At 72.0% G+C, this 18788-nt stretch carries 8 protein-coding genes, 1 pseudogene and 2 riboswitches; of the genes and pseudogenes, 5 read left to right on the top strand and 4 right to left on the bottom strand.

The window, feature by feature from the left end:
• Positions 1-145 precede the first annotated feature (145 nt).
• Positions 146-3778, bottom strand: coding sequence for a BTAD domain-containing putative transcriptional regulator (locus ACIP4Z_RS16335; RefSeq protein ID WP_401308539.1), 3633 nt, complete (start codon positions 3776-3778; stop codon positions 146-148).
• Between the two features lie 893 nt (positions 3779-4671).
• Between ACIP4Z_RS16335 and ACIP4Z_RS16330 the strand changes: the two genes are divergently transcribed.
• On the top strand, positions 4672-5664 hold the full coding sequence (locus ACIP4Z_RS16330) for an ATP-binding cassette domain-containing protein (protein ID WP_391045981.1): 993 nt from the start codon (positions 4672-4674) through the stop codon (positions 5662-5664).
• Positions 5661-6560, top strand: coding sequence for an ABC transporter permease (locus ACIP4Z_RS16325; RefSeq protein WP_355341444.1), 900 nt, complete (start codon positions 5661-5663; stop codon positions 6558-6560). The genes ACIP4Z_RS16330 and ACIP4Z_RS16325 overlap by 4 nt, the downstream gene beginning before the upstream one ends.
• 167 nt (positions 6561-6727) lie before the next feature.
• Here the strand turns inward: ACIP4Z_RS16325 and ACIP4Z_RS16320 are convergent, their stop codons facing one another.
• Both ACIP4Z_RS16320 and ACIP4Z_RS16315 read right to left on the bottom strand, forming a co-directional pair.
• Positions 6728-7195 carry a hypothetical protein gene (locus tag ACIP4Z_RS16320; RefSeq protein WP_401308535.1) on the bottom strand — a complete coding sequence of 156 codons (468 nt, stop codon included), beginning with the start codon at positions 7193-7195 and terminating at the stop codon, positions 6728-6730.
• Between the two features lie 42 nt (positions 7196-7237).
• A pseudogene (locus tag ACIP4Z_RS16315) lies at positions 7238-7941 on the bottom strand (IS5 family transposase).
• 526 nt (positions 7942-8467) lie between these two features.
• On the opposite strand from ACIP4Z_RS16315, the gene ACIP4Z_RS16310 reads away from it, so the two are divergent.
• Complete coding sequence (locus tag ACIP4Z_RS16310) at positions 8468-12028, top strand: family 78 glycoside hydrolase catalytic domain (protein ID WP_401308532.1); 3561 nt, start codon at positions 8468-8470, stop codon at positions 12026-12028.
• Between the two features lie 151 nt (positions 12029-12179).
• Positions 12180-13124: a cobalamin-binding protein gene (locus ACIP4Z_RS16305; protein WP_401308529.1), complete on the top strand. Its 945-nt coding sequence runs from the start codon at positions 12180-12182 to the stop codon at positions 13122-13124.
• On the opposite strand, the gene ACIP4Z_RS16300 is transcribed toward ACIP4Z_RS16305, so the two are convergent.
• Positions 13103-14539: a hypothetical protein gene (locus ACIP4Z_RS16300; RefSeq protein WP_401308526.1), complete on the bottom strand. Its 1437-nt coding sequence runs from the start codon at positions 14537-14539 to the stop codon at positions 13103-13105. The two genes, ACIP4Z_RS16305 and ACIP4Z_RS16300, sit on opposite strands and share 22 nt — an antisense overlap.
• A gap of 109 nt (positions 14540-14648) precedes the next feature.
• A riboswitch (cobalamin riboswitch) is annotated at positions 14649-14794 on the bottom strand.
• A gap of 50 nt (positions 14795-14844) precedes the next feature.
• Positions 14845-14978, top strand: a riboswitch (cobalamin riboswitch).
• Positions 14979-15084: 106 nt separating this feature from the next.
• Here ACIP4Z_RS16300 and ACIP4Z_RS16295 point away from each other — a divergent pair.
• Complete coding sequence (locus ACIP4Z_RS16295; protein WP_401308523.1) at positions 15085-18786, top strand: prenyltransferase/squalene oxidase repeat-containing protein; 3702 nt, start codon at positions 15085-15087, stop codon at positions 18784-18786.
• Positions 18787-18788 lie beyond the last annotated feature (2 nt).

Genomic DNA, 18788 nt, shown 5'->3' with positions numbered 1-18788 from the left:
ATTCTCCCTGCCCGCACCGGCGGGCGCCCCCGCTCCACGACGCCCGGTCGGCCGCACCTTCACGCCGACCGGAAACACCGCCGACCCGGCAGGCCCCCTGCCGGGAGCTGGCGTTCCCCCAACTCCCCGGCGATTCCTCGGCCGTTCAGCTGTGCAGCTCGGCCTCCGCCGGAAGCTGCGCCGCCGCGACACCCGCGTCGGCGCCCCCGTCGGCCAGCGTACGCAGCAGCCGCCGCACCTCCTCGACCAGCGCGACACCGCCCTTGTCCGTCCGCAGCCCGGTCAGCATGCCCGCCGCCGCCTGCCAGTCGGCACGCGCGCCCTGCGGACGGCCGGACGCCGCGTGCACCCGGCCGCGCAGCACCATCGCGCGCGCCTTGTCCAACGTCGCGCCGATCGCCTCGAAGCCGGTCAGCGCGCGCTCGACGTACTCCGGCGCCGCCTCGACGTCCGAGGTGAGCAGCGCCTCGGCGAGCGCCAGCGCGATCCGGCTCTCCACCATGCGGGCGCCGGCCTGTACCGCCAGTTCGAGCGCCTCGGTCAGCATCGCCCGCGCGGAACCCGGCTCGCCGCGGCGCAGGTCGACCGTCGCCAGACCCAGCAGCGCGTAGCACTCGCCGACCTTGTCGCCGGTCACCCGCACACTGTCCAGCACACGCGTGTAGGCGACATGCGCGTCGTCCAGCCGCCCGACCCGCAGGTGCAGCGCGCCCAGCCGGTTCTGCACCTGAGCGGTGACCCGGCGGTTGCCGACCTCGTGGCAGATCGCCTCGGCGCGCTCCAACAGCCGCAGCGCCGTGGCCGTTTCACCGCAGTCCACGTGCACCTGGGCCATGTTGTGCAGGACGTGCGCCTCGGCGATCCGGTCGCCGGTGACCTGGAAGACGCCCAGCGCCTCCTCCCACCGCTCCTGCGCCGACGCGATGTCACCGGTCAGCCGGTCCAGATAGGCCATGTTGCGCAGTACGAGCGCCGCGCCGTGCTCGTCGCCGAGTTCGTGGTAGAGCGTGTGCGCCCGCTCGAACTGCCGCATCGCCGGGTCCGTGCTCTGCTCGAACATGTGCAGTGAGCCCAGCGAGTAGCGCATCGCCGCCTCGCCGTGCTGATCGCCCGCCCGGCAGGCGGCCTTGAGCGCGATCTCGTGCGTCTCGCGCCAGTTGCCGAAGTACGAGTACGCCTCGAAGAGCGTCACCGAGCTGAGCGCCAGGTCCCAGCAGTGCTCGACCAGTCCGGCCGCCGACGCCTGCCGCACGGCCGCCACGATCGACGTACGCTCCTGCTCGTACCAGGCCAGCGGGTCGGACAGCAGCCGCTCCACCAGACGGTCGGGCAGCCGCCAGCGCTCCGCCGAACTGCGCCGTTCCAGATAGCCGCCCGCGTACTCGCGGCGGTGCGCCTCACCGGTCAGCGACAGCAGCGCGCCGAGCCAGCGCTCCAGCGCGCCCAGCCGCTCCTCGGAACTCTCCTCCGCCAGCCGCTCCTGCGCGAAGGGCCGCATGATGTCGTGGAAGCTGTAGCGGACATGGCCGCCGGGACCTGGCGTGGCGTCGATCAGATACGCCTCCGCCAGGACTTCGAGCGCCTCCTGCGCGCGCAGCACGTCGACCTGGAGCAGCGGGGAGCCCACCCAGGCCGCGAAGTTGGGCACGTCGAGCAGGGCGAGACGGCGGAAGAGCAGCCGGGCGTCGTCCGGCAGGCTGTCGTACGTCAGCGAGATGCTGGCCCTGACCTGCATCTCACCGTGGTTCAACTCGTCCAGCCTGCGGGACTCGTCGAGCAGCCGGTCGACGAGGTCGGCGACGCTCCAGTGCGGACGGGCCGCCAGCCGCGCCGCCGAGATCCGTAACGCCAGCGGCAACCGGCCGCAGAGCTGGGAGAGTTCGGTGACGCTCTCCGCCTCCGCGACCACCCGCGCCTCACCGATGTAGCGGGCGAGCAACGCGGCGGCCCCGCTCTCGCTGAGCGCGCCGATCTCCACCCGGCCCGCGGTGGGCAGTCCGGTGAGCCGCTGACGGCTCGTCACGATCACCGAGCAGTCGGCGCTTCCGGGCAGCAGCCAGGTGACCTGACGCTCCGTCATGGCGTCGTCCAGCACGACCAGTACATGCCGCCCGCTGACCAGGTCGCGGAAGAGCTCGGCGCGTTCCTCAAGGGACTTGGGCAGGCTGGGGCCGACGACACCGAGCGCCCGCAGGAAGCGCTCCAGGATGTCGGACGGGTTCGCCGGACGGTCGCCGACCCGCAGGTGCGCGAAGAGCTGGCCGTCGGGGAAGTCCTGGGTGAGCAGGTGCGCGACATGCACGGCCAGCGTCGTCTTGCCCGCGCCGCCCTGTCCGACGATCACGCAGACGGGCACCGCCTGGTCGCTGCGGTGGCGCTGGTCGCCGCCGATCTGCCGCACGATGTCGTTCACGGTCTCGCTGCGGCTGGTGAAGTCCGGGATGTCGGCGGGCAGCAGGCTCGGCGCGCGCCGCTTGGGCTCCTCGGCCGGCGGCTGGTGCGGCGACTGCCCTTCGGCCTGGCCGCGCGCCTGGTCCGAGGCGCCCTCCGGGTCGGCGCGGGCACCGGGCATGGGGGCGCCCGTCGAGGTGGGCGGCCGGGCCGACTCCGCGGGCGCGCTGCCCGTCGGATCGTCCCGGTCTCCGTACCGGTCGTCGCGGTCCCGCTCCATGCGGTCCCACGGATCGCGCCGGGGTTCGTCGCGCCGGTGTTCGTCCGCGCGGTAGTCGTCACGGCGCGGGTCGTCCCGCCCGTGTTCGTCCCGCCCGTGTTCGTCGCGGCGCTGCTCGTCGCGTCGGCGTTCGTCCCGGCGGTAGTCGTCCCGGCGGGGGTCGTCGCGCCTTTGATCGTCGCGCCGCTGGTCGTCCCGGCGCTGTTCGTCGCGCCGCTGGTCCTCCCGCCGCTGTTCGTCGCGCCGCTGGTCGTCGCGCCGCTGGTCTTCGCGGTGCTGCGGCTGACGCCCCTGACCGTCGTGGTCCCGGCTGTCCCGGCTCGTCGAACGCCCCGACGTCGTCTCGTCCGGCTCCGCGCCCGGCAGCGAGAACGTACCGGCGAGCATCGCCCGGTGCAGGCCGCGCAGTTCACTGCCCGGGTCGATGCCCAGTTCGCTCTGCAATTCCTCACGCACCTTGCGGTACGCGTCCAGCGCCTCCGCCTGCCGCCCCGCCGCGTAGAGCGCGATCATCAGGAGCGCCCTGAAGTGCTCGTGCAGCGGATACTCGGCCGCGAGGGACGTCAACTCGCCGATCAGCCGGTGCTGTTCACCCGCGATCAGCCCGGACTTCAGGCTCTCGCCGAGCACGGCGAGCCGTCGCTCGTTGAGCCGCCCCACTCCCTGCTGCACCAGCGTGCTGTCCACGTCGGCGAGCGCGGGACCGCGCCACAGTTGCAGCGCGTCCCGCAGGATGCGGGCCGACCCGGCCGGGTCCCCGGCCGCCAACGCCGCCTGCCCTTCGTGGACTTCGGCCTCGAACCGGTGCAGGTCGAGCGTGCCCGCGGGGACCCGCAGCAGATAGCCGGGCCGTCGGGTCTCGATCAGGTCCTCGCCGCCGCCCGCGAGGATGCGCCGCCGCAGGTTGGAGATACAGATCTGGATCTGCCCACGCGAGGTCGCCGGCGGGTCGTCGCCCCACACGGCGTCGATGAGCCGTTCCACCGGGATCACATGACCGGCCTCGATGAGCAGCATCGCCAGTACCGTCCGCTCGCGGGCACCGCCGAGTTGCACCGGGCGCCCGTTCGCCGAGACTTCGAGGTGCCCGAGTATGCAGAACTCCAACGATTTACCCCCGGCTACTGTCGGTAACGGAGCGGGTGAGTGCGCTGTCCCGCCGCGCGAGGCCCCGGTGTGCGCGGCGGGCCTCTATTGCGTGTACTCCGTGCCGCTCAATTGGACGAATTCTCATTCATGACGCAGCACAAATCAAGATGTCCATAGCAGCATGGTTGATTTCGAAGAGAGCCACTGGGGTGAGTGGGGCGCGTGTGACATGAGTGCGTCATCGACTTCCTCCCGGGGCCGCACTTCGGCGCCGATCCCCGCCGCGCGCCGACCCGCCGCCTTGTGTCGCGACACTCCCCGTAAGTAGCGTCCTGTCCGTCTTTCCCCGTCACATACGGCGACGTTCCGGCTGCGAATCCGGTATGTCCGCCCGTGGGGTATCGGTCATGCGCTGTCCCCCCTGCCCGCCCGGCCCGCGGCCCTCGGCCGGACCCGCCGGAGACCCTATTGGCCGCCTCCGGATCAATGTTCAGAACACCCGGATGGTGTGAGAATGAATGAATTCACGCCGTCATTCCCTTGAATCCTGTACGAGTTTCCCGAATGGGTCCTTTACTGGCTCTTCGCAACCGTGTACTGCCACTTCGGGAATCCGCGGCCATTGGGCATATGCGCCGGTCCTGTTCCCCGGCCCCGCTCCTCTGGCCGCTCACAGCCCCCGCGACGGCGGTCGGGGACCCCGCCGGGAGGCGGGCGGTCCGCTTTTCGCGATCATCATAAACGCCCCCGCCCGCGTCGGCCGACGTCCCCCGGTCGGACCGTTGTCGCGGGCCGCGCGGACGGGGGCGTGTTTCGATGACGAGAGCAGCGGGCGCACGGATCGGGCAGCCGACGGGCGCGGGCCGGGCGGCGGACGGGCATGCGGGTCGAGCGGAGCCGGGAGGTGGGACATGGCGGTCGAGGCGGCGGTGGAGCGGACGGGCCCCGGCGGCGGACGGCCCCCGGTGATCCGTACGGTCGGGCTCACCAAGCGGTATCCCAAAGCGCCCGTCATGGCGGTCGACGGCCTCGACCTCGAGGTCTACGCCGGGGAGTTCTTCGGACTCCTCGGACCCAACGGCGCGGGGAAGACCACCACCATCGGCATGCTCGCCACGCGCGTGGTCCCCACCGGCGGGAAAGCGTACGTCGGGGACATCGACGTCGTCGCGCAGCCCGCGCTGGCCAAGCAGGTCATCGCGGTCGTGACGCAGCAGAACACCCTGGACCGCTCGCTGACGGTGTGGGAGAACCTCTACTACCACGGGCTGCTGTTCGGGATCTCCGCCGGACGGTCGCGCGAACTGGCCGACGAGTCGTTGGAACGCTTCAGTCTGTCGCGCTGGGCCGCCTCTCCTGTGGGCAACCTGTCGGGCGGCATGGCGCAGCGGCTGCTGGTGGCGCGCGCGATCATGCACCGCCCGGCCGTCCTCTTCCTGGACGAACCGACGGCCGGTCTCGATCCGCAGAGCAGGCTCGCGCTGTGGGAGATCCTGGCCGGGCTCATCGCCGACGGCCAGACCATCGTGCTCACCACGCACAACATGGAAGAGGCCGACCAGCTCTGCGACCGGGTGGCGATCATCGACCACGGGAAGATCCTCGCCCTCGACACACCGGAAGCCCTCAAGCAGGGAGTCGGCGCCGACACCATCGTCACCGTACTGGCCAGTGGCGACCACGAAGCCCTCGCCGCCCGCCTCACCCGGGACATCGAGGGCGCCGTCCGCACCCGGCTGGTCGACGGCGGCGTCGAACTCCAGGTCCAGGGCGACGAACGCCTGCTGCCGCGCGTGGTCGCCAGCACTGAGCGGGGCGGCTTCGAACTGGTCGACCTGTCGATCGTGCGCAGCTCTCTGGAGACCGTGTTCATCAGCCTCACCGGCAAGGAGCTGAGGGAATGACCGCACCACCGGCCGGACCCTCGCAGCCGCTGTCCCCGACGCACCGCCCGGTCACCGTACGGCCGAGCCGTTCCGTGGCCGCCGCCAGCCGTACCGCCCTCGGCGCGCTCGTCCGGCGGGACCTGCGGGTGCTGTGGAAGAGCTTCGGGCAGTTCGTCGCCCGGACACTGGTCCAGCCGTTCCTGCTGGTCTTCGTCTTCCTCTACGTCTTCCCCACCATCGGGCAGGGCATCGGCGGCGCCGGGGGCTCGACGGGCGAGTCGGACTTCGCCACCGTCCTCGTGCCCGGCGTCGTCGCCATCAGCATCATGTTCCAGGGCATCCAGTCCGTCGCGATCCAGATGTCACAGGAGTTCGGCTACACCCGCGAGATCGAGGACCGGGTGCAGGCGCCCTGCCCGATCTGGCTGGTCGCCGTCGCCCGCGTGCTGTCCGGCGCCGTCCAGGCCCTGATCTCGGCGGTCATCGTCTTCCCGATCGCCGCGGTCGTCCACGCGCCCGGCGTCCACGCCCATCTCACCGTCCACTGGTGGATCGTGGTCACCCTGATCCCGCTCGCCTGCGTCGCCATGACCTCGCTCGGCCTGATGCTCGGCACCACCTTCCAGCCGCAGAACATCGGCGTCATGTTCGGCTTCGTCGTCCTGCCCCTGGTCTTCCTCGGCGGCACCTACTACCAGTGGACGAAGCTCTCCCTCGTCCACCTCGGCGGCTTCCACTGGCTCCAGATCCTGGTCCTGGTCAACCCGCTCATCTACATCACCGAAGGCATGCGCGCCGCCTTCACCGAGTCCACCCACATGTCGCTCTTCGCCGTCTACCCGGTCCTGATCGCCGCCTGCGCCGTCTTCCTCACCCTGGGCCTGCGCAACTTCCGGCACCGCGTGCTGTCCTGACCCACGAGCGGACGGGCGGACGGGCGGACGGGCGGACGGGCTCACGGGTTCACGGGCGTACGGGTTTACCGACCCGCGAGCCGCGGCCGGTGCGGCCCGCGCGGCTTAGACGTCGTTTCTTATGGCTGTGTGAGCCGATTTGGCGACAGGCGTCTTGGGGGCTTCGGTCACTCTGCGACTGGAAACGCTGCCTGGGCCAGGGTCTGTGCTGTGAGGAGTACGGCGTTCTCCCAGGCTCGGAGACCTTCAGGAGACAGGTAGTCGAGGTAGTACTCCTCGCCCACGGCCTGGACGAATTCACGCTCGGCCTTTGTCTGCGACGCGAGCCCCTGCCAGATTCGAGCCGCTGCGACCCTCGGCGATACTGCACCGGCGCATAGCCGTGTCGCCATGTGGTGCAGGAGACAGCGCTCAGCGGTCTCGCCATCGGGGATCCGGACTCCGAGCTCCGCCATCGCCCGGTCGAAGAGTTCGTCGATCTCTGCTGTCTCCGCCCGTCGGGAAAGGCCCGCCAGTTCACGCAGCGAGGGAGAGTCGTATCCGTCAGCCAGCAGGTGGGCCGCCGCCATCGGCAAGTCCTCCGGGAAGATCAAACGCACGACGTACTGCCAGGCGACTGTGGCGAGCTGGTCCATGAGGGCATCCTGCCTGCCCCGGAATACGTCTGACCAGCGAATTTACGCGCTTCGGGCGAGTCGGCGGTGGCAGATCAGGGCGGCGGCTATGGCAGTGAAGGCGAGGAAGTGCTTGGCTGTGCGTTCGTAGCGGTAGTGGAGCCGGCGGCAGCCGGCCAGCCAGGAATCGGTCCGCTCAACCACCCAGCGGTGCCGCCCCAGGCGTTGTGAAGACTCGATGCCCCTGCGGGCAATGCGGTGGCGGATGCCGCGCACGAGCGGTATCAGGCCCTGGCTGTCGTGGAGGTTGGCGGCGGAGATTCCGAGGGAGAGGGGCAGTCCGTTGCGATCGGTGACAAGGTGGATCTTCGATCCATTCTTGCCACGGCCGGTCGGATTCGGTCCCGTCAGAGACCCCCTTTCGCGGCTCTGACGCTGACGGATTCGACTGCGCACCTGGACCAGTCCAGCTCACCGCAAGCGCCCAGTTCCTCAAGGATGACGCGGTGGAGTCTGGCCCAGACCCGCGCTTTGCTCCACTGGGCGAAACGCCGGTAGACCGTAGGCCAGGCCGGGCCGAAGACCGGCGGAAGCTGCCGCCAGGTGCAGCCCGATGTTGCCACGAAGATGATCGCCGCCAGCGCCTCCCGGTCACCTGCCCGCCGTCGGCCTCCAACCTGATGACGGTTGACCTCGGTGGGAGGCACCACCCGCCGAAACAGCACCCACAGGTCCTCCGGCACCAACCGTTCCACCAGATCCGTCATGCACTGCTCAACGACAACCAGCACCAAAGGAAACGACGTCTAAATCAGTCGGCACGTTCGGGGCGCGTGGGCCGCTCCGCGTCCTGGCCCTGGGAGCGCTGACCCCGCCTCACCGCACCCCGAGCGGGCGGGCTGCGCTGACCCCGCCTCACCGCACCCCGACCGAGCGGGCGAAGCCCGAGCCCGGCAGCGCACCGACTCGATCGTGAACGAACACAGCCGAAGGCGCGCCAAAGGCGGGGCCGCCCGGCGGTTTCGACGGCCACCCGAGCCGAAGAAGGCCGCCGGGCGGCCCTCCCCTCGACGTCGACGGCCATCCGACCCCCACTGAATCGATTCCCCGCGCCCCGCCCGCGAGCCCGCGCGCCCCGACTCCTTGACCGGCGTATACGCCCACCGGCCCCCGGCGTCAGGAGTCTTGACACACCCGTTCACGCGTCCGTAACGTCACTAGCAGATGAAGTGAAACGATTCAATCCCCTTCCGTGGACGGACTGTGACGATGCGTCGAAGACTGGTGTCCCTCTTGGCCACGGCCTCGGCCCTCGCGGCCCTGGTCCTGGTCCAGCCGCTGGCCGGACCCGCGAGCGCCGCGCCGCCGGGCGCGCCGGGCCCGGGGCAGCAGGCAGGCGTGGGGAACAGCGGCGCGCCCTCCCACCTGACGGTCGGATCGCTGTCCGCTCCCGTGGACGTCGATCCCGCCGGCACCGTCGGCTTCGGCTGGCAGTCCGGGGTCGGCCGCCAGACCGGCTACGAACTACGCGTCACCGAGGGCGAGTCGGGCCGCGGCCGGGTCGTGTGGGACAGCGCGAAGGTCGCCTCGGCCGCCGCGACCGCGATCCCGTACGGCGGCGCCGCCCTGCGCACGGCCGAGCGCTACTCCTGGTCGGTGCGGGTCTGGGACGAGCGCGGCAGGGCCACCGCGTGGTCGGCCCCCGCGACCTTCGGCACCGGACCCGGCGCCACCTGGGGCACGAGCGCGCCGATCTGGTCCGCGCCGCCCGCCGTCGACACCTGGACCGACTACCGCCTCGACGTGAAGCTGACCGTGACCAAGGTCGCGCTCGGGGTGAGGTTCCGCTCGCCCGACGTCCGCAACGGCTACATGTGGCAGTTCAGGGCGTCGGACACCAGCAACCCCAACACCCTTGTCCCGCACGTCGAGACCAACGGCACTTTCCGCGCGGGCACGCCCGTACCGCTGAACACCACGCTCGCCGTCGGCACCACGCACGACGTCCGCGTCGAGGCGGTCGGCTCGACGCTCACCACCTTCCTCGACGGCAAGGTCGTCGACACCAGGACCGACACCGCCTTCGCCGAGGGCGGCATCGGATTCCGTACCGGCGGCACCGAGACGGGCACCGCGGACGACGTCACCGTCACCAGCCTGGCGGCGGCCGACAGCGGAAAAACCCTCTACGCCAACGACTTCGGCGCGACCGGCGCGCCCTTCCCGTGCGGCACCGTGCAGAACGGCGCGCTCGCCGTGGGCACCAGCACGGACTGCCTCAGCTCCCACGCCACCAACGACTGGGCGCTGCTGCGCCACGACTTCACGCTCGACAAGAGCGGGAAGCGGACCAAGCAGGTCGCCTGGGCCACTGTCTTCGCGACCGGCTCCTCCTTCGACGCGGCCAAGCAGTACGTCTACAAGCTGTATCTCGACGGCCGGTTCGTGGGTCTCGGCCCGACCGAGGCGCTGGACAAGGAGACCCGCTACGACGGCTTCGACGTGACGGCCGCGCTGCGGTCCGGCGGCGAGCACGCGCTGTCGGCGGTCGCGTACACCACCAAGGACCAGCGTTTCCAGGCGTATCTGGTGATCCGCTACACCGACGGCAGCACGAGCACGGTCGGCACAGGACCCGGCTGGAGGAGCATGTCAGGGGCGGACATCTGGCCGTCCGCGAAGTCCACCGGGACCAGCTACTGGAACATGCCGCAGGAGGACATCACGATGAGCCGCTACCCGGACGGCTTCGGCCGCTTCGGGTACGACGACTCCGCGTGGCCCGCCGCCACCGCGAAGACCGCGTTCGCCGACCTGCGGCCGACCCCGTTCGGCAAGGTCCGGGAACAGCTCAGGCGGCCCGTGAAGATCACCGACAAGGGCAGCGGGAACTACCTCGTCGACTTCGGCCAGACCTGGCAGGGCGGCGTCCACCTCACGCTGCCCGGCACGGCGGGACGCAAGGTCACCCTCCGCTACGGCGAGGAACTGTCCGACCCGACGACCGTGCGCTACAAGCTGCGCGCGGGCAACGAGTACCAGGACGTCGTCACCCTGCGCGGCGGCACCCAGAGCGTCGACACCTGGGGCATGCGCGTCTTCCGCTACCTCGACGTCCTCAACTCGCCCGTCCCCGTCACGGCCGACAATCTCCAGGCCCTCGCCATGGTCTACCCGTTCGACGAGAGCGGCGCCCAGCTCACCTCGTCCGACCCCGACCTCGTCTCGGTCTGGCAGCTCGCCAAGAACACCGTGGAGACCACCAACCAGAACTTCTACGTCGACTCCTGGACCCGCGAGCGCGGACCCTACGAATCCGACAACTACATCCACCAGTTGGCGAGTCTCTACCTCAGCGACGACCCGACACTCGGCGTCTACTCGATGGACTACTTCGCCAACCACCGCACCTGGCCGCAGGAATGGCCGCTCTACGTGATCACGTCCGTCTACGACAACTGGCGGCAGACCGGCTCCACCGACCAGGTCAAGCGGATGTACGACGCGCTCGTGCCCAAGCTGCTCAGCAAGGACTACAACGCGGCGCTCGGCACCATCGACCAGTCGGACGCCATCGTGGACTGGCCGGAGGGCAGCCGTGACGGCTATGTCTTCGCCGCGAAGAACACCATCCTGGGCGCCCTTTCGTACAGCAACTTCTCGCAGATGGCGGTCCTGGCCGCCTCCCTCGGCAAGAGCGCCGACGCGGCGAACTTCACTGTGATCGCCGACCGGCTGCGCACCACCCTCAACTCGGCGTTCTACAACGCAGGCAAGGGCGCGTACGACGACGGGCTCAGCGCCGACATGAAGCCGACCGGGCACTTCGCGGTCCAGGCGACCGCGTTCCCCGCCGCCTTCGGCGTCCCCGCGAGCCGGCAGCAGTACGACGCGGTCGCGTCGTACCTCACCTCGCGCGGCATGGCGTGCAGCGTCTACTGCTCGGGCTTCCTGCTCCAGGGGCTGTACAACGCGGGCCACGCGCAGGAAGCGCTCGACCTGCTCACCTCGCACGGCACCAACGGTTGGCTGCACATGATCGACCTGGGCGCGGGCGCCACCGGCGAGGCGTGGGACCCGGCCGAGAAGAGCAACATGACGTGGTCGCACCCGTGGGCCACCGCCCCCTCGTACGTCATCCCGCGCGACATGTACGGCATCGCGCCGTCCACGCCGGGCTACGACACCTTCACCGTGCGTCCGCAGCCGGGCGACCAGACGTACGGCTCGGTGACGACACCGACCGTCAAGGGCACGGTCGGCGCGTCCTTCCACCGCGTGGGCGACCGTACCGACCTCGGCGTGTCGGTGCCGGGCAACTCCGTCGCCACGGTGAGCGTGCCGGTCACCGACGGATACCGGGGCACGACGGTGTACGTGGACGGCCGTGCGCGGACCGCGATCCGGCAGGACGACGGCGGGCTCGCGGTGCGCGTCGGCGTCGGCTGCCATGTGCTCAGCACCTCGGGCAGCCGGGCCGTGACCGCTGACCCGCTGCTGACGGGCGTGTGCGGCGGCGCGTACCGGGTCGGCGACACGCCCACCGGCTCGCTGGCCACCACGGCGGTGAGCGCGACACGCGGGAAGCCCATCCCGGTGACGCTCACCCTCGACCAGCAGGTCACCGGCCTGACCGCCGCCGACCTGCGGGTGTCCAACGGCACCGTCACCGGCCTCACCGCCAACGGCGTCGGCGCGGCGGGCACGACCTGGACGTTCACCGTCACCCCGCGCGGCAACGGCGAGGTGACGGTCCGGGTCCCGGCAGGCGCGGTGCACGGCACCAGCGGGCGGCCGAGCCTGTCGATCGGACCGCTGACCGTCGGCTCCGCCGGACACGGGCCATGGGGCTGACCGCCTCTCGCCGCAGACCCTGAACCCCGCTGAATCCCCCTGAACCAAGGCCGGGTGCCACGATCAACCCGTGGCACCCGGCCTTGTCCCTGTCCTCCGCTTCCCCTCGGCCGCGCGAGCCCCCGCCCGCCCCCCGGCTACCGTTCCCCGTATGCGCATCGTCTCCCTGCTCCCCGCCGCGACCGACATCGTCGTCGAACTCGGCCTCGGCGACGCCCTCGTGGGCCGTACCCATGAGTGCGACTGGCCGCCGGAGGTGGTCGCCGACGTACCGGTGGTGACCGGCGCGGAATTCGACCCGGACGCGCTCAGCAGCCGGGAGATCTCGCAGGCCGTCGGCGGCGCCGCGCACCGGGGCTCGTCCCTCTACACCCTGGACACCGCGCTGCTCGCCGAGTTGGCGCCCGACGTGGTCCTCACCCAGGACCTCTGCCAGGTCTGCGCCGTCTCCTACGGCGCGGTCACCGACTCCGTACGCGTGCTGGACGGCGAAGGACCGCGCGTGATCAGCCTGGAGCCGAAGACCCTGCCCGACGTACTCGCCTGCGTGCGCCAGGTCGGTGACGTGCTGGGCGTTCCCGAGGCCGCGGCCCGCAGGACGGCGGAGCTGGAGGAGCGGCTGGCGGCGGTAAGGGAGCGGGTGGCGGGCCGCCCCCGGCCGCGGGTGGCCGCCATCGAATGGCTGGACCCGCTGTGGCCCGCCGGGCACTGGGTCCCGGAACAGATCCGCTGCGCGGGCGGCGAACCCCTGCTCGCGCGACCGGGCGAGCACACCGCGCCCATGGAGTGGACCGCGCTGCGGGAAGCCGCGCCGGAAGCGGTCATGCTGCTGCCGTGCGGCTTCCCGCCCGAGCGCACCCTGAAGGAGGCCGGCCTGCTGACCGGCCACCCCTCATGGGCCCAACTGCCCGCCGTCCGCGACGGGCGCGTGTGGGTCCTGGACGGACCCGCCTACTTCAACCGGCCGGGACCCCGCGTCGTGCGCGGCGCCGAAGTCCTGGCCCACGCGCTCCACGGCGTCGAACCGGCGGAACCGGTCACCGCCGCGGAAGCGCGCCCGCTGGCGGGAGCCGGTCAGCTCCCGTACCGCAGGTAGACCGTGTCACCGAGGTGGACGGTCGTGCCGCGCGAGGCGGCGATCGGCGCCGAGCCGTCCAGGCTCGACTTCCACGTCGCCGTACCGGAGTTGACGGTGCCGTTGAGCGCCGTGACCGTGCCCGTGCCGGTGGCGGGCGTGACGGCGGTGACGCAGCCGCCGGGTGTCGCGGACGACGCCGCCGCGTCCAGGACCGTACCGAGCGTCGTGGTCGTACCGGTCGCCGCGACCGGCACCGAGCACACCTTCAGCGAACCGCCGCCGTTGTCCACAATGAGCGCGAGCTTGCTGGTGGAGCCGCTGGTGAAGTCGGTGGTGGCGGCCCAGGCGGGCGCGCCGGGAGTGACCGGGGCCGGGGGAGTGGCGGTGAAGCCGCCGCCCGCGACCGCGCGGACCGCGTCGATCGAGGCGTACGCCGACGGGCTCGTGTCGGTGGGCAGGTAGCGGAAGCCGCCGCCCGGACTGAACTGCTGGGCGAGCAGGAAGTCGACCGGCGTCTTGCGCGCCGCGGTGGTGAAGTCCGTGCCCTGCGCGTTGAATCCGCAGGCGTTCAGGCCGGAGACGGCCCAGCCATTGGAGTCGGTGTTCGCGCCGAACATCGAGGTGAAGGCGCCGGTGGCGTTGACGAGTTTGCCCTTGAGGAAGTTCTTGCCCGCGACGACGGCCGTGTCGGTGTTGGGCACCCCGGCCGAGCACAGCGACGCCAGGGTCGCGCCGGTCATGTCGATGTCGCTCGCGGCGCCGAGCTGCGTCGGATCGCCCGCCGCCTTCGCGTAGTTCCAGCCGCCGTCGGTGTGCTCGTTGGCGCGCACGACCGCCACCGACGCGTCGAGCAGGGCCTGCGGCACGCGCTGCCCGCCCGATTGCGTCTTCGCCCCGGCCAGCGCCAGCAGCCCGAAGACGGTGCCGTTGAAGTTGGCGGGCGGCCCGAAGTAGCCGGGCGAGGCGGGCTGCCAGTACGAGGCGATGTCCGCGATCAGATTGCGGCCGGTGCCGACGCGGGCCGGATCGATGCCCGCCGCGTACGCGTTGAGCGCGCCGCGCTCGTAGTCCGTCACCACCGGCGACGCGGACGGCCACGCGGCGGTGGCCAGCAGATTCCGGTAGACGGTCCTGGCGTTCTTCGTGGTGTCGCCGCCGGGAGAGACGTCGGCCGCCGCGGTGCCCGCGGCGGCGAAGGCGCTGAACGCCCACTCGTTGGACAGACCGCCGCCCGCGTACGAGCCGTCGGCGGCCTGAAGCGACTTCAGATAGGCGACGCCGTTCGCCTTGGACGTGGCGATCTGCGCCGGGGTCGAGGTCGCCCGCGCGGGCGCGGTCGCGGTGAACAGCAGGGCTCCGGCCGCCAGCGGTACGGCGACGGCGAGTGCCCGGCGCCGGGCGGTGCGGGAGGGCACGGTCACAGGAACGGTCATGGGTGGAGGACTCTCCTTGGAAGGGGGCGCCTCGCGCCCCGGCACACGGCTGTCCTCACGACCGGCCCGCGCCGAGGCGGTCGCCGCCCGAACGCGTGGTCAGGCTTCCGCACGTGCTGCGTCTCCGAGCGGGTGATCGGGCTCGGACCACCGCGAAGGCGGCCCCTACCGTTGCGCGTCAGCTCCGGACTCTCACCGGATTCCCCCAGTCGGCGACCAGCCGAGGCTAGCGCAGCACGCGCGTGACGTAAGGGTCGCGGGGGAGTGGTGAAGGCAACTGCCCGCCACGTTGACGGGGCACACGCCGACGTGGTGCTATGAAACGTATTTCCGATTCAGCAGCCAGGGGAAGCCGGTCCAAGTCCGGCGCTGACCCGCAACCGTAGGCCCTCCGAGAGGCGGGCGAGCCGGATCACCTGCGCTGAGCAGCAAGTCACGATCGCCGTCGAGGACTACGGCACGGACGACAGGACGGCCGCGTCAACCGCCAGGCCGCCTCGCCTCCGCGGCCCGCCCTCCCCGTCGGCCGACCCGGGGGGCCACCCGTGCTTCGTCTTGTCCCGCGCCGCCGTCACAGACGGCCGCGCATCGTCGTCCTGCTCACCGCGGCGGCGCTGACCTTCGGCAGCCTCACGGCCGGACTGGTCTCGGTGGCGACCCCGGCGGGCGCGGACCCGATCGGCGACTGCACACCCACCTCGGGGGCGATCGTCGCGGTGGACTACGGGCACTGGAACGGCCCGGTGCTGCGCGGCTGCGACGCGCACCCCACCACGGGCATGAATCTGCTGCACAACGCCGGATTCACCACCACCGGCACCGTGCACGACGGCCCCGGCTTCATCTGCCGGATCGGCAACGACGGCTTCGACAGCGGCACGCAGTACCCGACGACCGCCGACGAGGCGTGCGTCCTGACCCCGCCCGCGAACGCGTACTGGTCGTTCTGGATCGCGCCCGCGGGACAGGACACCTGGACGTACAGCCCGCTCGGCGCGCTCGGCGACCACCCGCAGGACGGCGAGGTCGAGGCGTGGGTGTTCGGTCCCACCGACATCGGCGGCGGCACCGGCGGTCCCTCGTTCACACCGGACTCCGTCCGCGCCCACGCCACCACCACGCCGCCGACCACCCCGCCCACGACGCCGCCGACCACGCCCCCGACCGGTCCCGGCGGACAGGCCGACACAGCGGCGGCGGCCACCTGGCTGACGAGGCAACTCACCGACGGCGACCACGTCTTCGACGGCTGGGGCACCGACTTCGGCGCCACCGCGAACACCGCCATCGCACTCGCGGCGGCCGGCGGCCCCGACGCCACGATCCGCGCGATCGACGCCTTTCTGACGGCGCACGCCGACGACTACCTGCTCCCGGACTCCACGGTCACCGTGCCGAGCCCGGCCGCGGCGGCCAACCTGGCGCTGCTCACCGAGATCCTGGGCGGTGACCCCACCTCCTTCGGCGGCCACGACCTGCTCAAGGACCTGACGGACAACGTCTGCGCGGCGGCCGGAAGCCTCGGCAACTGCACCGCGGCCGGTGACTTCCACGGCGCTTTCTCGCCCGGCACCCAGGCCCGCGCCCTGCTCGCGCTGGCCCGCGGCGGCGCCACCGTGCCGCGGCCCGCCGTCGACCGGCTCACCGGGATGCAGTGCGCCGACGGCGGATTCTCCGGCTCGATGCTCTCGCCCGGCGAGCGCTGCACGTCCGACCCCGGTTCGACCGCCGACGCCGTCGTCGCCCTCAAGTACCTGCCCGGTACCGGCGACGTGCTGGACAAGGCGCGGGCGTACCTCACCAAGACGCAGTCCGCCGACGGCGGTTACCTCGCGTACGAGGGGGCGTCCTCCGGCGACACCGGTACGACCTCCTCCGCGGCCCAGGCGCTGACCGTACTGGCGCAGACCGACCGCGCCGCCGCCGCCCGCTCCTGGCTCGCGGCCCGGCAGACCGACGGCGGCGGTTTCGCCTCCGACGGCTCCGGCGGCACCGACCCGGACCTGTACGCCTCGACCGCCGCCGTCCTCGCCGTGACCTCCAGCGACCTCGGCAGCCTCGCCTACGGCGACACCCCGACGAGCCCGCCGACGACGCCCCCCACCACCGCGCCGACGATCCCGCCCACGACCGCGCCGACGACCCCGCCCACGACCGGACCGACCACCCCGGCCGCGGCAACCCCCGACCTGGCCAAGGGCGTCGCGTACCTCATCAACCGCGGCAATCTCGTGGACGGCCACTACTACGAGTCCAGCGCGGGCCAGAACACCGGCTTCGCCGACTTCGGCCTGACCGTCGACGGCGTGCTCGCGCTGGCCGCGACCGGCGGCGCCGACGACACCCTCGCAGGGATCACCGACTTCCTCCAGCACGGCAAGGACGGCTCCGGCCGCGGCATCGACGACTGGACGCTGATCGGTACCTCCTACGCGCAGGGCGGCTCGCTCGCCAAGGAGGCCGTCGCGGCCGAGGTCACCGGCAACGACCCGCGCGCCTTCGGCGGCCACGACCTGATCGCCGCGCTCGACGCCACCGTCTGCGCCGCGGCCGACACCTCGGGCGGCTGCGCCGCCAGGAACAACTACGCCTACGCCACCTCGGTGTTCTCCCAGTCCCTCGGCGTCATCGCCCAACTGCGCGCGGGTGACACCGCCAAGGCGGCCGGGCCGGTCGCGTACCTGGAGAGCCTCCAGGACTCCAGCGGCGCCTGGCCGAGCCTGATCCCGGCCGCCGGCGACCAGGACGTGGACAGCACGGCGATGGCGATCATGGCCCTCGACCTGGTGCCCGGCGACGCCGCGGCCAAGGCGGTCGCCAAGGGCGCGGCCTGGATCGCGAGCAAGCAGCTCGGCGACGGCGGCTTCCGGGGCGCGGCCGGTGACTCCGTCAACTCCGCCGCCCTCGCCGTCCAGGGCCTCACCCTGGGCGGCACGGGGTACCGCGCGCAGATCGCCAAGGCGCGCGCGTTCCTGGCCGCGCAGCAGAACGCGGACGGCGGCTTCCGGGTCGCCTCCGACACCGACCAGAAGCAGTCCGACGTACGCGCCTCCACGCAGGCCGTCGGCGGCGCGGTCGGCACGTCCTTCGGCACCCTGCTGCGCGACCTCGCGGACCAGAAGGCGGCGGCCGAAGGGGCCGCGTACCTGGTCGAGCAGCTCGACGGCAGCGACCACCTGGCCAGCACCTACGGCCCCGACTACGGTCTGACCGCCGACCTCGCCCTCGCGCTCGCCTCCACCGGCGGCCAGGACCCGACGCTGACCAAGGTCACCGGCTACCTCGCGGGACACGTCGCGGACTACGCCGACCCGGCGGGCACCTCCGCCTACCCCGGCCCGTACAGCGGCGCCACCGCCAAACTCGCGGTGCTCGCCCAGGTCATGGGCCAGGACCCGCGGCACTTCGGCGGCTTCGACCTGATCGGCACGCTCAGCGGCCACGTCTGCACGGCCGCCGCCGAGGACGGCTCCTGCACCGCCCCCGGCGACTTCGACCAGGCGTACTCGACGGTCTCCCAGTCCCTCGGCGTCCTCGCCCTGGCCCGCGCGGGCCAGACCCCGCCCGCCGCCGCCGTGAACCGGCTGCTCCAACTCCAGTGCGCGGACGGCGGTTTCTCCTCCACGCTGGACGCGCCGGGCGCCGACTGCGCCTCCGACGTGGACACCACCGGCTACGCGCTCCAGGCGCTCGTCCTGGTGCCGGGACACGCGGACGCGGTCACCAAGGCGCGTACGTATCTCGTCAAGGCCCAGCAGTCCAGCGGCGGTTACCAGGGCGCGGCGGGCGTCAGCAGCAACTCCACCGCGCTCGCCGTCCAGGCGCTGCTGGCCACCGACAAGATCCGGCCCCAACAGGCGCGCGACGGGCAGAAGTTCCTGCGCACCACGCAGAACAAGGACGGCGGCTTCCGGATCACCGCCGCGGCGGGCGACTCCGACCTGCGGTCCAGCACCCAGGCCGTCCCGGCACTCGCGGGCACCCCGCTGACCACGCTCACCCACGCGCTCGCGCCCATCGCGCCCTCGGGCGGCGGCTCCACCGGCGGTTCTTCCGGTTCTTCCGGTTCCGGCGGCTCGTCCGGCGCCGCGGGCGGCACGGACTCCGGCGGCTCCGGCGGCTCGCTGGCCGCCACCGGCACCGGCGTGCTCGCGGCGGCCGGTCTCGCCGCGCTGCTGCTGGCCCTCGGCAGCGCGCTGACCGTACGGCGGCGGCGCACCGCACAACAGGGCGGGAGGCACCAGTGATC

It is taken from the genome of Streptomyces sp. NPDC088910 (genome assembly GCF_044749865.1).
In the GTDB taxonomy this organism is placed as follows: domain Bacteria; phylum Actinomycetota; class Actinomycetes; order Streptomycetales; family Streptomycetaceae; genus Actinacidiphila.
This window is presented reverse-complemented; position numbering and strand designations above follow the sequence as displayed.